The 18876-nt window shown below is 69.5% G+C and carries 15 protein-coding genes, 1 rRNA gene and 1 riboswitch; of the genes, 2 read left to right on the plus strand and 14 right to left on the minus strand.

The features are described 5' to 3' along the window. Window positions 1–5: 5 nt before the first annotated feature. Window positions 6–1298, minus strand: a complete 1293-nt coding sequence (locus CHR28_RS35015) for an extracellular solute-binding protein (RefSeq protein ID WP_094057756.1) — start codon at window positions 1296–1298, stop codon at window positions 6–8. Between the two features lie 415 nt (window positions 1299–1713). Between CHR28_RS35015 and CHR28_RS35020 the strand changes: the two genes are divergently transcribed. Next, complete coding sequence (locus CHR28_RS35020; protein ID WP_094057757.1) at window positions 1714–3699, plus strand: APC family permease; 1986 nt, start codon at window positions 1714–1716, stop codon at window positions 3697–3699. 13 nt (window positions 3700–3712) lie between these two features. On the opposite strand, the gene CHR28_RS35025 is transcribed toward CHR28_RS35020, so the two are convergent. Further along, window positions 3713–4288, minus strand: a complete 576-nt coding sequence (locus CHR28_RS35025; RefSeq protein WP_306437593.1) for a DUF1707 SHOCT-like domain-containing protein — start codon at window positions 4286–4288, stop codon at window positions 3713–3715. Between the two features lie 296 nt (window positions 4289–4584). Further along, window positions 4585–7470, minus strand: a complete 2886-nt coding sequence (gene gcvP, locus CHR28_RS35030; protein WP_094057758.1) for an aminomethyl-transferring glycine dehydrogenase — start codon at window positions 7468–7470, stop codon at window positions 4585–4587. 177 nt (window positions 7471–7647) lie between these two features. Further along, a riboswitch (glycine riboswitch) is annotated at window positions 7648–7743 on the minus strand. Window positions 7744–7856: 113 nt separating this feature from the next. On the opposite strand from gcvP, the gene CHR28_RS35035 reads away from it, so the two are divergent. Further along, on the plus strand, window positions 7857–8234 hold the full coding sequence (locus CHR28_RS35035) for a PRC-barrel domain-containing protein (RefSeq protein WP_094057759.1): 378 nt from the start codon (window positions 7857–7859) through the stop codon (window positions 8232–8234). Here CHR28_RS35035 and CHR28_RS35040 read toward each other — a convergent pair. From CHR28_RS35040 to rrf, 11 genes are all read right to left on the minus strand, one after another. Next, window positions 8189–9640 (minus strand): DNA polymerase IV, encoded by a 1452-nt coding sequence (locus tag CHR28_RS35040; RefSeq protein ID WP_094057760.1) that lies wholly within the window; start codon window positions 9638–9640, stop codon window positions 8189–8191. The genes CHR28_RS35035 and CHR28_RS35040 overlap by 46 nt on opposite strands. A gap of 171 nt (window positions 9641–9811) precedes the next feature. Then, window positions 9812–10495 carry a MerR family transcriptional regulator gene (locus tag CHR28_RS35045; protein WP_094057761.1) on the minus strand — a complete coding sequence of 228 codons (684 nt, stop codon included), beginning with the start codon at window positions 10493–10495 and terminating at the stop codon, window positions 9812–9814. Between the two features lie 314 nt (window positions 10496–10809). After that, window positions 10810–11283 carry a bifunctional nuclease family protein gene (locus tag CHR28_RS35050; RefSeq protein ID WP_003988851.1) on the minus strand — a complete coding sequence of 158 codons (474 nt, stop codon included), beginning with the start codon at window positions 11281–11283 and terminating at the stop codon, window positions 10810–10812. A gap of 85 nt (window positions 11284–11368) precedes the next feature. Next, window positions 11369–12106 (minus strand): transcriptional regulator FtsR, encoded by a 738-nt coding sequence (gene ftsR, locus CHR28_RS35055; protein ID WP_094057762.1) that lies wholly within the window; start codon window positions 12104–12106, stop codon window positions 11369–11371. Window positions 12107–12156: 50 nt separating this feature from the next. Then, the gene (locus tag CHR28_RS35060; RefSeq protein ID WP_094057763.1) at window positions 12157–13110 is read right to left on the minus strand and encodes an FHA domain-containing protein; all 954 of its coding nucleotides are present in this window, start codon (window positions 13108–13110) and stop codon (window positions 12157–12159) included. A 61-nt stretch (window positions 13111–13171) separates the two neighbouring features. Next, the gene (locus tag CHR28_RS35065) at window positions 13172–14104 is read right to left on the minus strand and encodes a DUF881 domain-containing protein (protein WP_179272676.1); all 933 of its coding nucleotides are present in this window, start codon (window positions 14102–14104) and stop codon (window positions 13172–13174) included. A gap of 5 nt (window positions 14105–14109) precedes the next feature. Further along, a complete protein-coding gene (locus CHR28_RS35070) occupies window positions 14110–14442 on the minus strand; it encodes a small basic family protein (protein ID WP_003988855.1) in 333 nt (110 codons plus the stop codon). Then, complete coding sequence (locus tag CHR28_RS35075) at window positions 14439–15353, minus strand: DUF881 domain-containing protein (RefSeq protein WP_094057764.1); 915 nt, start codon at window positions 15351–15353, stop codon at window positions 14439–14441. Before CHR28_RS35075 ends, CHR28_RS35070 begins: the two co-directional genes overlap by 4 nt. A 98-nt stretch (window positions 15354–15451) precedes the next feature. Then, the gene (locus CHR28_RS35080; protein ID WP_094057765.1) at window positions 15452–17947 is read right to left on the minus strand and encodes a mannose-1-phosphate guanyltransferase; all 2496 of its coding nucleotides are present in this window, start codon (window positions 17945–17947) and stop codon (window positions 15452–15454) included. A 115-nt stretch (window positions 17948–18062) separates the two neighbouring features. Beyond that, the gene (locus CHR28_RS35085; RefSeq protein ID WP_094057766.1) at window positions 18063–18671 is read right to left on the minus strand and encodes a CDP-alcohol phosphatidyltransferase family protein; all 609 of its coding nucleotides are present in this window, start codon (window positions 18669–18671) and stop codon (window positions 18063–18065) included. Between the two features lie 110 nt (window positions 18672–18781). Further along, window positions 18782–18876: ribosomal RNA gene (gene rrf / locus CHR28_RS35090) — 5S ribosomal RNA — on the minus strand; the annotation flags it as partial.

The following is an 18876-nucleotide window of genomic DNA, read 5'->3' on the forward strand; positions in this document are numbered from 1 at the left end:
GCCGGCTACTGCTCTTCCTTCGCGGTCTTGGTGACGGACTGCGCGACCTGCTCGGGTGACCGGGAACCCGATATGAGCGCGGCGACACTGTCGTTGACCTCCTGGCCGACGGCGGGCGCGTACGCCTGGTCGAGGTAGAGCTGGAAGCCGGTGGCCTTCTTCAGCTCGGCCTGCACGGCCTTGATGTTGGGGTCCGCGATGGCGCTCTCGGCCGCCGGGACGACGGGCAGGACCCCGGTCTTCTTCACCAGCTCCCGGTCGGTGGCCTCCGAGGCGAAGAACTTCAGGAAGTCGACGGCTGCCTGCGGGGCGTCCCGGCGCAGGGCGTGTCCGCCGCCTCCGCCGAACACCTCGGTGATGGCCCCCCGGCCGCCCTCGACCGCGGGGAACGGAAAGAACCCGAGGTCCTTGCCGAGTCCCTTGCCGGCGTCGGCCTGGACCACGGGGGCCCACTGGCCCATGAGCTCCATGGCCGCCTTGCCGTTGCCGACGGTGGCGGCCTGGCCGGTGGGGCTGGAGTAGGCCGCGCCGAGGAAGCCCTTCTGGAAGGGCTGGAGGCCGACGAGTTCCTTCAGGTGCTCGCCCGCCTCGACGAAGGGCGCGCCGGTGAAGTCCTTGTCCTCGTAGGCCTTCTGCAGCGCCTCGGCACCGGCGGTGCGCATCGCCAGATACGCCCAGTAGTACATGCCGGGCCACTTCTCCTTGCCGGCCAGGGCGAGGGGCGTGATGCGGGCCGACTTGAGCTTGCGCACGGCGTCGAGGAAGCCGCTCCAGGTGGTCGGGGGCTCGCTGATGCCGGCCTTCGCGAAGTGCGCCTTGTTGTACCAGAAGCCGATCATGCCGATGTCGAACGGGACGCCGTAGGCCTTGTCGTCGATCAGGTACGGCTCCCGGGCGACCGGCAGCAGGGCGTCGCCCCAGGGCTTGGTGCGGTCCGTGAGGTCCTCGACGAGCCCGGCGTCGACCTGCTGCCGCAGGACTCCGCCGCCCCAGGTGTGGAAGATGTCGGGCAGCTTCCCGGAGGAGGTCAGAGCCGTCATCTTCGACTTGTAGGCGTCGTTCTCCAGCTGGACGATCTTCACCTTGACGGTGGGGTTCTGCGCCTCGAACTTGCGCGCGAGAGCTGCCCAGACGCTCTTGGTCGGTTCGGTGGTGGAGATGTTCCACCATTCGATCGTGGTCGTCCCGGACGACCCTCCGTCCGAGTCCCCGCCGCATGCGGTCAGTGCCGTCATTCCCAGACCGGCCGCGGCGGAGGCCGCCAGAAAGCCGCGGCGGGACAGTGCCGGGTCGCCCATCATGCTCCTCGAAAGTTTCGAATGAGATTCAGAAAGATGCGTTGATGCCGCACCCTAGAGACAGCCGGTAAACGGTGGCAACCCCTTGTACACAGTGAATCTTTGCTCGCCACGAGGACCTCAGGGGCCTGCCGAAACATTCGATCAGAGCGACGAACTTTCCGGATCAGACCATCACGCTGCGTGCCCACCCCGAAGCCGACCCCTCACCACCCCGCCCCGCCCCGGGCAGAGCCGCCCCACACCTCCTCACCAGGTCTTTCCACCCCGACGTCCGTCCTTGCCGCCAGTCTTAACGGAAGCTTGACGCGCACGGCCCCCACATTCGCAGGCCAGGGCATCACGCTCCGCTTACGCTGATCCGGCCGTCCAGTGATGGCCGGAACCAGCGGATCCGCACATCGGGAGTACGACGATGGCCACCACCGAGCAGCCGCCGAGCCGTACAGAGCCCGCTCCACGCAGCCGCCTGCGCGCCTGGCTGCTGGAGGGCCTGTCCGACATGGGCAGGAACGGCGGCCGCACCGGATCGGGCGCCGAGCCCGAAGCTCCCGAAGCTCCCCCTCAGGGCCAGCCCTGGTGGCGCGTGATGTGCCTGACCGGCGTCGACTACTTCTCCACCCTCGGCTACCAGCCGGGCATCGCCGCGCTGGCGGCCGGGCTGCTGTCACCCATCGCGACGATCGTCCTTGTCGTCGTCACCCTGGCCGGCGCGCTGCCGGTCTATCGCAGGGTCGCCCAGGAGAGCCCGCACGGCGAGGGCTCGATCGCGATGCTGGAGCGGCTGCTCTCCTTCTGGCAGGGCAAGCTGTTCGTACTGACCCTGCTGGGCTTCGCCGCCACCGACTTCCTCATCACCATCACGCTCTCGGCCGCCGACGCATCCACCCACCTGGTGGAGAACCCCCACCTCACCGGCGTCCTGCACGACCGTCAGATGCTGATCACCCTCCTCCTGGTGGCACTGCTCGGCGCCGTGTTCCTCAAGGGCTTCCTGGAGGCGATCGGCGTCGCCGTCGCCCTCGTCGGCGCCTACCTCGCACTGAACGCGGTCGTGGTGGTGGTCGGCCTCTACCACGTCGCCACCGCGGGCCATGTGGTCACCGACTGGTCCGGCGCCCTGACCACCCAGCACGGCAACGTCTTCGTCATGATCGGCGTGGCCCTGCTCGTCTTCCCGAAGCTGGCCCTCGGTCTGTCCGGGTTCGAGACGGGCGTCGCCGTGATGCCGCACGTCAAGGGCGACCCGGACGACACCGAGGCACGTCCGGCGGGCCGCATCCGCGACACCCGGAAGCTGCTCACCACGGCCGCTGTCATCATGAGCGTCTTCCTGATCACGACCAGCTTCATCACCACCCTTCTGATCCCGGCGAAGGAGTTCGAACCAGGCGGCCAGGCCAACGGCCGCGCCCTGGCGTTCCTGGCGCACGACTACCTGGGCAACACCTTCGGGACCGTCTACGACGCCTCCACGATCGCCATCCTGTGGTTCGCCGGCGCCTCCGCCATGGCCGGCCTGCTCAACCTGATGCCGCGCTACCTCCCCCGGTACGGCATGGCCCCGCACTGGGCCAGGGCCGTCCGCCCGATGGTCATCGTCTTCACCCTGATCGGCTTCCTGGTCACCTGGATCTTCGACGCCGACGTCGACGCGCAGGGCGGCGCCTACGCCACCGGTGTGCTGGTCCTGATCAGCTCCGCCGCGATCGCGGTGACCATCGCCGCCCGCAAGGCCGGACAGCGGAACTGGACCATCGCCTTCGCGGTCATCGCCGCGGTGTTCCTCTACACGACCGTCGTGAATGTGATCGAGCGCCCGGACGGCGTGAAGATCGGCGCCTGCTTCATCGCCGGCATCATCCTCGTCTCTCTGCTGTCACGTCTGGCCCGCGCCTTCGAGCTCCGCGTGACCGGCGTGACGCTCGACGACGTGGCGGACGGCTTCGTCCGGGACATGGCCAGCCGCCGCATGCGGTTCATCGCCAACGAGCCCGACCGGCGTGACATCGCCGAGTACCGCGACAAGATCGAGCAGATCCGGCACGACAACGACGTGCCCGGGCCGGAGGATTTCGTCTTCGTCGAGGTGACGGTGACCGACCCGTCCGAGTTCGAGGCGGGCGTGACCGTGCGCGGCGAGGTCCTGCACGACCGCTACCGCGTCCTCACCCTGGAGTCGTCCTCCGTCCCCAACGCGCTGGCGGCTCTCCTGCTGCACGTCCGCGACACGACCGGCCGCACCCCGCACATCTACTTCGAGTGGACCGAAGGCGGCCCCTTCGCCAACCTGCTGCGCTTCCTCCTGTTCAGCCAGGGCGAGGTCGCTCCCGTGACCCGCGAGATCCTGCGCGAGGCGGAACCGGACCGGGCCCGGCGACCGAGGGTGCACGTGGGCTGAGCCGGCAGCCACCTCAGCGTCTGGCGAGGCCCCGGCGGCGGGGGCGCACCACTATCTGCCCATACTCGATCTCACCGGTGATCCGCACGCGCAGCACGACGGGTGCGTCGGCGGCGCGGCGCTCCCTGACCGCGGAGTAGTTCGTCACGAGCCCGGCCGTGTCCACCACGATGCCGGGCCTGGTCACCAGCTTGAGGGCACCGGCACGCAGGTCCAGGTCGATGTGGAGGCTGTCGTGCGTGATCACCGCGTCGGTAAAGTCGAGCGTCACCTCACCCCAGGCCGAGCGGATCTCCAGACGCCGCGGCACCACCCAGGCGTCGGCGCGCCCGGTCGAGGAACCCACCTGCTCGATCCGCATGACCTCCTCGAAGCCGGTGTCCACCACCGTCTCGGGCAGATCCGAGGTCAGCACCGCGAGCTCCCCCAGCGTGCGGGCGGACAGCGCGGCCTCCAGCCGCTCGTCGAGCTCTTCCAGTGTCAGCCGGCCGTCACCCGCGGCCACACGCAGCACGTCCACGGTCCGGTCCCGGTCCGCGTGCGAGGCCCTCACCTCAAGTGATCCACCACTGCGCACGAGCTCCCCCATCACACCCACCCCGATCCTTCGGCCGACGCACCCTGCGACTTCCGACACGACTAACGCTATATCGCGTCATAGCCTCCGGCCATCCCCCGATCAGGTCAATCCGCGAGAGCCTGGCGACGGCGATCACCGCCAGGCTGCGATCACCGCAAGGCCGTGGGACGACGAAGGTCGCATCGCCCACCGCCCCACCGGAGCACCCCTCGCCACCACACGACAGAGGGGCCCCGCAGACGCGGAGCCCCTCCATAAACCGTTCGGCAGACCAGCCCACCCGGCAGACCAGCGAACTCGCCGGATCAGTCCTCGTACGCGTCCAGCGGCGGGCACGAGCAGACCAGGTTGCGGTCACCGAAGGCCTGGTCGATACGGCGGACCGGCGGCCAGTACTTGTCGGCGGCCGAGACCCCGGCCGGGAAGACGGCCTCCTCACGGCTGTAGGCGTGCTCCCACTCCCCGGCGAGGGCGCCGGCGGTGTGCGGGGCGTTACGCAGGGGGTTGTCCTCGGCGGGCCACTCACCGGAACCGACCTTCTCGATCTCCGCGCGAATGGCGATCATCGCGTCGCAGAACCGGTCGAGTTCAGTCAGGTCCTCCGACTCGGTGGGCTCGATCATCAGCGTGCCGGCCACCGGGAACGACATGGTCGGCGCGTGGAAGCCGTAGTCGATGAGCCGCTTGGCCACGTCGTCGACGCTCACACCGGTCGCCTTGGTCAGCGGCCGCAGGTCGATGATGCACTCGTGCGCGACAAGCCCGCCGGGGCCCGTGTAGAGCACGGGGTAGTGCGGCTCCAGCCGCTTGGCGACGTAGTTGGCGCTGAGCACCGCCACCTGCGTGGCGCGCTTCAGCCCCTCGCCGCCCATGAGCCGGACGTACGCCCACGAGATCGGCAGGATGCCGGCCGAGCCCCAGGGCGCCGCGGAGATGGGGCCGACGCCCGTCTCCGGACCGGCCTCGGGCTGCAGCGGGTGGTTCGGCAGGTAGGGCGCGAGGTGCTCGCGCACCGCCACCGGGCCGACGCCCGGGCCGCCGCCGCCGTGCGGGATGCAGAAGGTCTTGTGCAGGTTCAGGTGCGAGACGTCACCGCCGAAGTGACCCGGCTTGGCGAGCCCGACGAGCGCGTTGAGGTTGGCGCCGTCCACGTAGACCTGGCCGCCCGCCTCGTGCACCTGGGCGCAGATGTCGGCGACGTGCTCCTCGAACACGCCGTGCGTGGACGGGTAGGTGATCATCAGCACGGCCAGCTCGTCCCGGTGCTGCTCGATCTTCGCCCGCAGGTCCTCGACGTCGATCTCGCCGTCCTCGGCGGTCTTCACGACGACGACCTTCATGCCCGCCATCACCGCGCTGGCGGCGTTGGTGCCGTGCGCGGACGACGGGATCAGGCACACGGTCCGCTGCTCGTCGCCGTTGGCCCGGTGGTACCCGCGCACGGCGAGCAGACCGGCCAGCTCACCCTGGGACCCGGCGTTCGGCTGGAGGGAGACCTTGTCGTACCCGGTGACCTCTGCGAGCCGGTCCTCCAGCTCGTGGATGAGCGTCAGGTACCCCTGGGCCTGCTCGGCGGGCGCGAAGGGGTGCAGCTGCCCGAACTCGGGCCAGGTGACCGGCTCCATCTCGGTGGTGGCGTTGAGCTTCATGGTGCAGGAGCCCAGCGGGATCATGCCGCGGTCGAGCGCGTAGTCACGGTCGGACAGCCGGCGCAGGTAGCGCAGCATGGCCGTCTCGGAGCGGTGCTGGTGGAAGACCGGATGCGTCAGGTAGTCGTCGGTCCGCAGCAGACCGGCCGGAAGCCCGTCCTCCGTGACGGCGTCCAGCGCCTCGATGACACCCTCGACGCCGAAGGCGGCCCACACGGCCCGCAGCTGGGCGCGGGTGGTGGTCTCGTCACAGGCGATCGAGACGTGGTCGGCGTCGACGAGACGCAGGTTGACGCCGTTGTCGCGCGCGGCGGCCACGACCTCTGCGGCCCGGCCCGCGACGCGCACGGTCAGGGTGTCGAAGTAGGAGCCGTGCACGACCTCGACCCCGCCGTTCGCGAGCCCGGCGGCCAGGACCGTGGCGTAGCGGTGGGTGCGCCGCGCGATGCCCTTCAGGCCCTCGGGGCCGTGGTAGACGGCGTACATGCCGGCCATCACGGCGAGCAGGACCTGCGCGGTGCAGATGTTGCTGGTCGCCTTCTCGCGGCGGATGTGCTGCTCACGCGTCTGCAGCGCCAGCCGGTAGGCCTTGTTCCCGTCGGCGTCGACGGACACGCCGACGAGCCGCCCGGGCAGGCTGCGCGCCATCTTCTCCTGGACCGCCATGTAGCCGGCGTGCGGACCGCCGAAGCCCATCGGCACACCGAAGCGCTGGGTCGTGCCGATGGCGATGTCCGCGCCGAGCTCGCCGGGCGACTTCAGCAGGGTCAGCGCGAGCAGGTCGGCGGCGACGGTGACGACCGCCCCGAGCTCGTGCGCCCGGTCGATGACCGGCTTGATGTCCCGTACGGCTCCGGAGGCGCCGGGGTACTGGATGAGCACGCCGTTGATCTCGCGCTCGGCGACCTCGGCCGGGATGCCGTCGGAGAGGTCGGCGACGACGACCTCCACGCCGGTCGGCTCGGCCCGGGTCTGGATCACGGCGATGGTCTGCGGCAGCGCGTCCGCGTCGACCAGGAACAGGCCCTTCTTGTTCTTGCCCATGCGCCGCGACAACGCCATGGCCTCGGCGGCCGCGGTGCCCTCGTCGAGCAGGGAGGCCCCGGACGTCGGCAGCCCGGTGAGGTCGGCGACCATGGTCTGGAAGTTCAGCAGCGCCTCGAGCCGCCCCTGCGAGATCTCCGGCTGGTACGGCGTGTAGGCCGTGTACCAGGCGGGATTCTCCATGACGTTGCGCAGGATGACCGGCGGCGTGAACGTGCCGTAGTAGCCGAGGCCGATCATGGAGCCGAGGACCTGGTTGCGGTCGGCGAGGGAGCGCAGCTCGGCGATCACCTCGGCCTCGCTGCGGGCGCCGGGCAGGTCGAGGGCCTCGGCGCTCTTGATGACGGCCGGGACCGCGGCGGCCGTCAACTCGTCCAGCGAGCCGTAGCCGACCTGCGCGAGCATCTTGGCCTGGGCCTCGTGATCGGGGCCGATGTGGCGCTGCTCGAAGGGGACTGCCTCTTCGAGCTCGGAAAGCGGAATGCGATGGGCGGTCATGGGCGGAGGCCTCCTGGTCTGACACGACCTTCGAGGGGCACCACGGCGCGGGTACCCGGACGGCCTCCCCCTCTGTCATCTCAACCTGAGAGCTTCACCGGATCGCCCGAAAGCGTCCGGCTTTCACCGTCGGTGAGAGCGGAAGCCGTCGACACCCGCTCTTCTTTCCAGAGTGACCTCGTCCGTGCGGTACGTGTGCCTGAGAGATTCCGGGGAGGATTTGCTCCTTCGGCGCCTCCGATGGTGTCCGGAGGACTCTCCCGCACGGGGTCAGCAGCCGTTGCCAGCGTACCAGCGAGGTCAACGCACGAACCTTCGAGTGGCCGCCTCCTCGATTGTGCCGTTTTGTAGTGCTTACGGATGAGTTGCGACCCTGTGGAGGTCCCGTGCGTACCGATATCGATCCGCGCAACCTGATCGGCCGCAAGGCATTCGACCGCAACGGAACCAGGATCGGCACGATCGACGAGGTCTACCTCGACGACGCCACCGGCGAGCCGGAGTGGGCGGCCATACGGACCGGCCTGTTCAGCAGGGACGCGTTCGTCCCCCTGGAGCCCAGCGAGCTTATCGAGGGCGCCCTCCACGTCCCCTTCGAACGCGCCCTGATCAAGGACGCCCCCGACTTCGGCGTGGGCCGTCACCTCTCCCCCGAGCAGGAACTCCAGCTCTACCACCACTACGGCCTGGACATCGCCGCCCCTCCCCCGCTCCCCGATCACGAGTTCGGCAAGCTGGCGGGCTCCGACGAGCAGACGACCTGATCCCCGGACGAAGCGGCCCCCGACGGCGCACCCACGGGGCCGGCACGCCCGTCCCCGGACTCCCCGGGTCTTCGTAACACCAGCGGCAGCGGATCCGCCGGCTCCAGCGCGGGGTCGTCGACCCGGAAGGTCCGCACCCTCCCGGGCTCCGAGCCGGGCGTCTCGAAGCGCACGGTGACCCGGCCCAGCCCACTGCCCTGCACCCATCCGTGACCGAACTCCGCGTGACGCACGTCGTGCCCGGCGGGCCAGCGCCGCTCGGCGAGCGACGGCTGCTCCTCGGCATGCGCCACGGCGTGCTCCTCGACCGGCCCCTCGGCCACCGCCCGCTCCCCCGCGGCCTGCGCGAACAGGTCCTCCTGTGTGTAGTCGGCGAGGCCGCTGACCCCGACTCCGAGCAGCCGCACCCCGCCCGTGGTGTCCACCGAGTCCAGCAGCCGGGCCGCCGCTTCCCCGATCACCGCTGGGTCGTCCGTCGGCCCCCGCAGCGTCTCGGACCGGGTGAGCGTCGAGAAGTCGTACCGCCGCACCTTCAGCACGATCGTCCGCCCGGAGAGACCGGCCCCGCGCAGCCGTCGCACGCACCGGTCGGCCAGCCGCTGCACCTCGAGACCGACCCGCACCCGGTCGTGGATGTCCACGTCGTAGGTGTCCTCCACGGACACGGACTTCGCCTCGCGCTCCGCAACCACCGGCCGGTCGTCCCGCGCCAGGGCCATCGCGTACAGCCCGTGCCCGTGCGCCTTGCCCAGCAGCCGGACCAGCTCGTCCTCGCCCGCCTCGACGATCTCCTCGACGGTGGTGATCCCGGCGCGCCGCAGATGGTCGCCCGTCGCCGGCCCGACCCCGGGCAGGGTCCGCACCGACATCGGCCCGAGCATCGCCCGCTCGGTGCCCGGCTCGATCACCACGAGGCCGTCGGGCTTGGCCTGCTCCGAGGCGATCTTCGCGAGCATCTTGGAGGCGGCGAGCCCGACCGATCCCGTGAGCCCGGTGACCGCGCGTATGTCCGCACGCAACTGCGCACCGACCAGCCGCGCGGACTGCTCGTCCCAGGCCACCTGACCGGCCTCCAGGTCGACGAACGCCTCGTCGAGGCTCAACGGCTCCACGAGCGGCGACAGCGCCCGCAGCAGCTCCATGACGCGCTCGCTGATCGCCTTGTAGAGCCCGAAGCGCGGCACGAGGTACGCCGCGTTGGGGGCGAGCCGCCGTGCCTGCCCCATGGGCATCGCCGAATGCACCCCGAAGACCCGCGCCTCGTACGACGCCGTGGCCACCACGCCCCGCGGTCCGAGTCCGCCCACGACCACGGCCTTCCCGCGCAGACTCGGCTTGGACGCCTGCTCCACCGAGGCGAAGAAGGCATCCATGTCGAGATGCAGGATCGTGGGCGCGGTTCTCACATCTCCGATGCTGCACTACGCCACTGACAATGCCCCGGCCGACCGCCCCGGACCGCCGCGGCCGCCTCGGGGCAACCGCTTACGTGTGACTAGGGGCTCTCGGATCCGGGCGCCGGATGCGGAAACGTCCCGCCTCCTGTGACCACCGGGGAGCTCCGCCTCAGGGGCGGCTCAGACGGCCCGGTTGCGCCGTCGCGCCAGCTCGTCCGCCGGATTGGGCCCGACCAGCGTCTCGCCGGTGTCGATCCGCTCCCCGTGTAGCTGGGACAGCGCGCTCTCGACGTCCCGCCACACCACGCCGACGGCGATGCCGAAGATCCCCTGGCCCCCTTGGAGCAGGGCGTGCACCTCGTCCGGCGAGGTGCACTCGTAGACCGTGGCGCCGTCACTCATGAGCGTCATCCGCTCCAGGTCGCGGAAACCGCGTTCCCTGAGGTGCTGCACGGCCGTGCGGATGTTCTGCAGCGAGACCCCGGTGTCCAGGAACCGCTTGACGATCTTGAGGACGACCACATCGCGGAAGCTGTACAGCCGCTGCGTCCCGGACCCGTAGGCGGGGCGCACACTCGGCTCGACGAGACCCGTACGGGCCCAGTAGTCCAGTTGCCGGTAGGTGATACCGGCGGCCGCACAGGCCGTCGGACCGCGGTAGCCGATCTGCTCGGACGCCATGGACGTCGTCCCTCCGCTGCTCGGCACGGCCGTCGGTCGCTGCGGAGCGTGATCGGCCGCGTCGCCCGGCTGGGGGTATCCCCCGCTCGCGCGGAGCCGTGAGCCGGGGGGAGGGTACGGACCGCTCGCCCTGAGACTGCGCTCGGGGCCGCCCCCAGCCGTACCGCCGCCGCTGCTACTCACGCCGACCTCCGTCCTTGACCTGCCTTCTCGACGGTAGGCAGTCACCAGGGGTGCGTCAACGATCGCCACACTCGCCACGCCGAGTGATAATCACCCTAAGAGTGGTTTCCCGTGCCCCACCGCGGGGAAAGGCTAGCCGAATGCGCTCGGCGCGGCCCGTGTGACGCTCTCATGCGCCACCGGCACATGCGGGCAATTCACCCGTCACAACGCGTCGGGCGGCCCCGCCGCGGACCACATCGTCCGCCGGGCCGCCCCTTCGCCTCACCGACCGCCGGTGCTCCTGGCCTTCCGGGCCCGTCCGGACCCGGAGTTCACTGGCTGCTGCTGCCGAAGTCCTCCGGAGAGATCTGGTCGAGGAACTCGCGGAACTTCTCCACCTCGTCCTCCTGCTCGTCCGGGATCGCGATGCCGGCGTCGTCGAGCACCGTGTCGCTGCCGTAGATCGGCGTCCCGGTGCGCAGCGCGAGCGCTATGGCGTCGCTCGGACGGGCGCTCACCTCGACGCCACTGGCGAAGACCAGCTCCGCGTAGAAGACGCCCTCACGCAGGTCCGTGATGCGCACTTCCGTGAGCTCCTGGCCGACGGCCTCCAGCACGTCCTTGAACAGGTCGTGGGTCAGCGGCCGCGCGGGAGCCATGCCCTGCTGGGCGAAGGCGATCGCCGTCGCCTCCCCCGGTCCGATCCAGATGGGAAGGTAACGGTCGCCTCCCACTTCACGCAGCAGCACGATCGGTTGGTTGGAGGGCATTTCGACCCGGACACCTACGACATCGAGCTCGTTCACACAGCAACCCTAGGCCGTGCTCGGGATGTTTGGGTAGTCGGGCCGGGATCGGGCGCCTGATCCGGCCCCCCGCGCGGCCCGCTGCTCAGGGCAGCCGTACCCCGAGAGCCGTCTGCACCAGCGCGGCGTGCAGCCGCACCGTGAGCCCCGCCAGCTCCTTCGTGCGTGCCTCCGCGTGAGCCCTGGTCTGCGGGTTCCGGTGCCGCCTGAGCGGGGCCACCACCTGGTCCACGAGCCCGGCCTCGCGGTCGGCCGCGGCCTTCATCGCCCGCAGATGCCGCGGCTCGATCCCGAACCGCCCCAGCTCGACGACGAGCGAGGCCACCGTGACCGCCTCGGCGTCGTACGCCCCGTCCTCCAGTGGAGTGAGCAGCCCGTACGACTCCCACTCCTTGAGCGCCTGCTCGTCGATGCCGGCGGCGGCGAGCAGCTCCGCACGCCCGATCCTGGCCGCCGTGGGCGCCTCCGGGACCTCGGGCACGGGTTCGCCGTCACGCTGGCGGCCCACCACGGGCAGCTGGACGGCCTCACCGCGCTCCACGGCCTCCAGATGCTCACGGATCACCTTCAGGGGCAGATAGTGATCCCGCTGCATCCTCAGGACGTGGCCGAGGCGCTCGACGTCGTGGGCGCTGAACTTGCGATACCCCGAGGGGGTCCGCTGCGGCTCGATGAGCCCCTCCGCCTCCAGGAAACGGATCTTGGAGATGGTGACCTCGGGGAACTCGTCGCGCAGCACGTTCAGCACCGTGCCGATGCTCATCAGCCCACTGTCCGTGGCGGCGGTGCCGTGTCCGGCACCGCCGCTCGGTGTTCGAAGCATGGACCTTCCCTGACGGACGGACCTTCGCCGGGCTCCCCGGACGAGCCGGGTCAGTAGCCCCGCTGGCTCGCGTAGAAGACCAGCCGGTACTTGCCGATCTGCACCTCGTCGCCGTTGTTCAGGGCGACCTGGTCGATCCGCTCGCGGTTCACGTACGTGCCGTTCAGGCTGCCCACGTCGGCCACCGTGAACGAGCCGTCCTGGCCGCGGCGGAACTCCACGTGCCGCCGGGAGACCGTCACGTCGTCCAGGAAGATGTCGCTCTGCGGGTGCCGCCCGGCCGTGGTCAGGTCACCGTCGAGCAGGAAGCGGCTGCCCGAGTTCGGCCCGCGGCGCACGACCAGGAGCGCGGAACCCAGGGGCAGCGCGTCCACGGCCGCCTGCGCCTCGGGAGACAGCGTCGGCATCGGCGTCTGGCCGGTGGTCTCGCTGTCGTAGGCCTCGAGACCGGAGATGGAGATCGTGGACGTCGTCTCGGACGGACGCTCCGGAGTCGCACCCGCCCTCAGCGGCGCGCCGCAGTTCGAGCAGAAGCGGCTGTTCTCCGCGTTGCGGTTACCGCACCTCGTACACACCAGGGCCGACATCGGATCCTCCTGCCGCGGCTGCCCGCCGGAAGCGTGGGACGCATACGGGTCGGAAAACCCTCCACCCGCACTTGAGGCTGCCGGTTGGCCGAAACCTATGCCGCCGGGCTGCGCAGGGTCAACCGACGGCGCGCCCTGACCTCCGGCGATGTCACCACCCGGACCAGCGACCTGGTCGCGGAAGAGCGGCCGCTGGCCTTCCGCGTCAGGCTGTGCGCGATGACGAGCGGTGGCGTTGTCGCTACCCTCTCGCGCGCTCTTGCCGAACAACTTCGCAAACAACTTCACGGGCGATTCCCCTTGACCGAAACAGACCCGCCCGTGGGGCAGGACGAACCCTGACTGAACACTCTGGCCGACCCGGACATCCTGACAACGTCCGTCTGCACCAGACAGTTTCCACCACGCACCACCCATTCGGTGCGCCGACCCCCCGCAACCTCATGCCCTCGCCGAACGTCGCCCATGCACCCCCGGTTCACTGGGAGGACGACCGAGCGTAGTCAGGCCGCTTCGCCGCTCGCAAGGCATCCACGACGATCTTGGTCGATCGCTCGACGGTCACGGTGGCCTGTTCCTTCTCGAGAGTCTGCACCACGCCTCCGGGGATGTTGAGCGCCGGCTCGAGGTCCTGCGGCTTGCCGATGACCTTGAAACGATAGGGCGCGTTGATCTTGTTCCCGTCGACGCTCACGCCCTTGCCGGAATCCGCGAGATACGTGCCTGCGACCACGCGTACGCCGTTCACCTGGATCGCCTCGGCACCCGCCGCGCGCAGCTCCTGGATCGCGTCGAGCAGCATGTCCGCCTCGACCGTCCCCTTCGTGTCCTCGATGGTCATGGTGATCCCGGGCCCCTGCGCGGCCACGGTGCCCGCCAGGATGCCGAGTTGCCGTTCCTTCTCGATCGTCTGCTTCCGGGCCTCCTCGGCCTGGTCCGAGCTGTTCTCCAGCTCGTCCCGCTGCTTCTCGAGACCTTGCTTCTCGTCCTCTAGACGCTGAGTACGGTCGTCCAGTTCATCGAGGATGCGGACGAGATCCTCCTGCCGGGCTCCGCGCAGGGCACTGTCGCCGTCGCTGTTGGACGCCACCTGCACGGCCAGACCGAACCCGAGGCCGAACAACAGCAGCGCCACGATGAGTTGGGCCCGCGTGACACGCGGCGGCCACAGCCCCTGCACCAGGCGCTGCCTGCCGGTCAGCCGCGGCTCGGGTGCCGCCTCGGGCACAGCGGCCGGTTCAGGGGCGGACTCGGTCTCAGCGGGGGGCGTCTCCCGCGCGGCGGGCACCGGGGCGGACACCTCCTGCGGCAGCTCCTTGCGCAGCCTGTTCCCGGCGTCACCGCCACCTTCAGGCCGTTCCGCGCGCGTGTCGCCCTGCTCCCCGGGGCGCGTCTCGTCGTGCTCGCTCATCGGCCTCACGCCCGGAACACGTGCCGGCGGATCGCCGCGGCGTTGGAGAAGATCCGGATGCCGAGCACGACCACCACACCGGTGGACAGCTGGGCCCCCACGCCCAGCTTGTCGCCCAGGAAGACGATCAGCGCGGCCACGACCACGTTCGACAGGAACGACACCACGAAGACCTTGTCGTCGAAGATCCCGTCGAGCATGGCCCGCAGACCCCCGAAGACTGCGTCCAGAGCCGCCACGACGGCGATCGGCAGATAAGGCTCGACCACCGCCGGAACCTCAGGCCGGACCAACAGGCCGGCCACGACTCCCACGACGAGGCCCAGTACGGCGATCACGATGTGCCCTTCTCGCTCTTCTCAGTGCTCGGCTGTGCTGTACGTACGATCACACTCGGCGCGGCAGGCAGCCGGAGGTCGTCCTCCACGGAGATGCCTGTCCTGATGCCGTAGCTCTCCTGCAGCGCGTTCAGATACAAGCCGTCCGCGCTGTCCTGGAACCGCGTGCTCAGCCGCTGCCCGTCCCCCACCGCGAGCACCGTGTACGGCGGCACCAGCGGCTTGTTGTCGACCAGTATCGCGTCTCCCGCGGCCCTGATCGCCGACAGCGCCGTCAGCCGCTGCCCGTTGATGGAGATCGCCTCGGCCCCCGACTCCCACAGACCGTTGACCACGCGCTGCATGTCCCGGTCACGCACCCGGCCCGTGTCGGAGAAGCCCGAACTGCCACGCGGGTCACCGTCACCACCGGTGCCGGCCTCCTTGGCGTCGTTCACCACGAGCTTCACACCGGGGCCATGCACGGCGACGGACCCCGACAGGATGCCGACGAGCTCGGACCGAGCGCCTTCACCGCTGTGCTTCAGCGCCTCGCGCTGACGGGCACTGACGTCCTCGCGCAGCTCGTCGACCGTGTCCTCCAGCTGATCCGCCGCCTCGGTCTCCCGGTCGATACGGTCGATCAGCTCCTCGCGCTCCTTGGCGACGACCGGAGCGGCGACTCGCGCCTGCGCCGCTCCCACGGTCACGACCAGGGCCGCGAGCACCAGGCCGGCGGCGAGCCCCAGCTTCGCCCGGAGGGTCTTCGGCATGCCACCGTCACCCGCGGCCTTCTTCCGCGCGGCGGCCTCGGCGTAGCCGTCGTCGAGGCTGTGGTCCATGACGTTGGTGATCAACGACATGGACGCGTCCGGACGCCGGGGCCGCGTGGGTGTGCTCCGAATGGGGGGTTGCTGCGGCATGCCGCACATCGTCGCACGTCGCGGCCACTACCGCCGAACGGCCCCACCGGCGTGCCGGACAGGCCCCGTTGGGGACACTTGTCCGGCACGCACGCGTGCAGGCGGTATTACCGGCCGGCGCTGTCCACGACCGCCGACCACTCGTCCAGCAGGGCCTGCGCGGAGGCGTCGTCCGGCCCCTCGGCCCACAGGTGGGTGACGGCCTCGGCCGGGTCGGGCAGCACCATCACCCAGCGCCCGTCCGTCTCCACCACGCGCACACCGTCCGTGGTGTCCACGAAACGGTCCCCGGCCGCCTCGACGACCCGCCGCATCACGAGCCCCTTGACGGCCCACGGGGTGGCCAGGTCCCGCTTCAGGACGTGCGCCCGCGGAATCCGCGCGTCGATCTGGCTGAGCGTGAGCTGCGTCCGCGCCACCAGCCCGATCAGCCGCACGAAGGCCGCGGTGGCGTCGTACACGCTGCTGAACTCGGGGACGATGAAGCCGCCCTTGCCGTCGCCGCCGAAGATCGTCCCTTCCTCACCGCCCACGCGCGTGAGGTCGTCGGGAGAGGTCGTCGTCCACTCGACCTGGGTCCCGTGGTACGCCGCCACCTGCTCGGCGATCCGGGTCGTGGTCACCGGCAGGGCGACCCGGCCACTGCGCCGCTCGGCGGCGACCAGGTCCAGCATCACCAGCAGCGCCCGGTCGTCCTCGATGATCCGGCCCTTCTCGTCGACGAGCGACAGCCGCTCACCGACCGGGTCGAACCGCACGCCGAACGCGGCCCCCGAGGACGCCACGATCTCGCCGAGCCGCACCATGCCGGACCGCCGCATGTCGGCGGTCTCGGTGGGCCGGGACTCGTCGAGGCCGGGGTTGATCGTCAGCGAGTCGACCCCGAGCTTCCCGAGGAGGCTCGGCAGCACGAGACCGGCGCTTCCGTTGGACGCGTCCACGACGACCTTGAGTCCGGACTCCGCGATCCCGGTCGTGTCGACGTTCCGCAGCAACGAGCCGGTGTAGGAGTCGAAGACGCTGGCGGGGAAGTGCAGGTCACCGATCTCGCCCGGGAAGGCACGACGGTACTCCTGCCGCGCGAACACCCGGTCCAGCTTGCGCTGGCTGCCCTGCGACAGGTCGGCGCCCTGACCGTCGAAGAACATGATGTCGACGGAGTCCGGCACTCCGGGAGTCGTCCGGATCATGATGCCGCCGGCGCTGCCCCGCGCGGTCTGCTGCCGCGCCACGGGCAGCGGCACGTTCTCCAGGTCCCGTACGTCGATGGCACTCGCCTGCAGCGCGGAGATCACCGCCCGCTTCAGCGCACGGGCACCACGCGAGTGGTCGCGGGCCGTGGTGACGGTCGAGCCCTTCTTGAGGGTCGTGGCGTACGCGCCCGCCAGTCGCACGGCCAGTTCCGGCGTGATCTCGACGTTCAGGATTCCGGAGACACCCCGGGCACCGAAGAGGTGCGCCTGTCCTCTGGACTCCCAGATCACCGAGGTGTTGACGAAGGCGCCGGCCTCGATGGTCTTGAACGGGTAGACCCGCACATTGCCCTGCACGATCGATTCTTCACCGATCAGGCACTCGTCACCGATGACCGCCCCGTCCTCGATCCGTGCCGCGCGCATGATGTCGGTGTTCTTCCCGACCACGCACCCGCGGAGATTGCTGTGGGGGCCCACGTAGACGTTGTCGTGAACGACGGCCTTGTGCAGGAAGGCGCCGCTCTTGACCACCACGTTGGAGCCCACGACGGTGTGCTCACGGATTTCGGCGCCGGCCTCGACCTTGGCGTAGTCGCCGATATAGACGGGGCCGCGCAGTACGGCGTCCGGGTGCACCTCGGCGCCCTCGGCCACCCACACACCGGGCGAGATCTCGAATCCGTCGATGTCGACGTCGACCTTGCCCTCGAGTACGTCGGCCTGCGCCTTCACGTAGCTCTCGTGCGTGCCGACGTCCTCCCAGTAGCCCTCGGCAATGAAGCCGTAGATGGGCTTGCCTTCCTTCATCAGCTGCGGGAAGACGTCACCGGACCAGTCGACGGGCACATCGGCCTCGACGTAGTCGAAGACCTCCGGCTCCATCACGTAGATGCCGGTGTTCACCGTGTCGGAGAAGACCTGGCCCCAGGTGGGCTTCTCCAGGAAGCGCTCCACCTTGCCTTCCTCGTCGACAATGGTGATACCGAACTCCAAAGGATTGGGCACGCGGGTCAGACAGACCGTGACCAGCGCTCCCTTTTCCTTGTGGAAATTGATCAGCTCGGTGAGGTCGAAATCAGTCAGCGCATCGCCGGAGATGACGAGGAAGGCGTCGTCCTTCAGCGCCTCTTCCGCGTTCTTGACACTTCCGGCGGTACCGAGTGGCTTCTCCTCATTGGCATAGGTGAGCTCCATTCCGAGCTCTTCGCCGTCACCGAAGTAGTTCTTGACGAGCGAGGCCAGGAACTGGACAGTCACGACTGTTTCGTTGAGCCCATGCCTTTTGAGCAGCCGCAGCACGTGCTCCATGATCGGGCGGTTGGCCACAGGCAGGAGCGGCTTGGGCATGCTTGAGGTCATGGGACGAAGGCGCGTGCCTTCGCCTCCGGCCATCACTACGGCCTTCATGTCGGAAGCGTCCTCCTCGAAGAGACGACGGTCTAGCCGACTTCCCCCGCGAGGATTCTCCCGCACTTTTCGACCACGGGCCATCGCACCGCGCTGGGCGGAGGAATCCGCGAGTTCAATCGGTCATGGCGTCCGCACGGACCAGGCGGCGGACTTGTACCACGTAGAGGACTCCTGCCCACCAATACAGCGTTGTACCCCATCCGGCGAACGCCCATCCGAAAATAGCAGCCAGTGACGAGATCCAACCACTTCCGTCACTGAGCAGGAGCAGGGGGAAGGCATACATCAGGTTGAACGTGGCGGCCTTGCCCAGGAAGTTCACCTGCGGCGGCGGATAGCCGTGCCGACGGAGGATGCCCACCATCACCAGCAGAACCAGCTCCCTCGCGAGAAGTACGCCGGTCAACCACAGGGGCAGAATCTCACGCCACGTGAGGCCGACCAATGTCGAGAGAATGTAGAGCCGGTCGGCCGCAGGGTCGAGAAGCCGGCCGAGGCTGCTGATCTGGTTCCAGCGCCGCGCGAGCTTGCCGTCCAGGTAGTCGCTGATGCCGCTCAGAGCCAGCACCAGGAGGGCCCAGCCGTCACTCTTGGGCCCACCGAACTCAGGCCTCAGGATCAGCCACAGGAAGAGGGGCACGCCGACGAGCCGCGCCATGCTGAGGATGTTCGGGATGGTGAGCACACGGTCCGTCTGGACGCGAGTCTCCTGAACCTCCACCCGGGTGCCTCCTGGGGGAAACGTGCCAACGATGCCCCCTGACCTTACCTCAACGCAAAAAAGCTCTGGCTCTCGGGCTGTGATGCCCAAGAGCCAGAGCTCTAAAAGGAGTTCGGCGGCGTCCTACTCTCCCACAGGGTCCCCCCTGCAGTACCATCGGCGCTGTAAGGCTTAGCTTCCGGGTTCGGAATGTAACCGGGCGTTT

Source organism: Streptomyces sp. XY006 (genome assembly GCF_002237655.1).
GTDB lineage: Bacteria > Actinomycetota > Actinomycetes > Streptomycetales > Streptomycetaceae > Streptomyces > Streptomyces levis.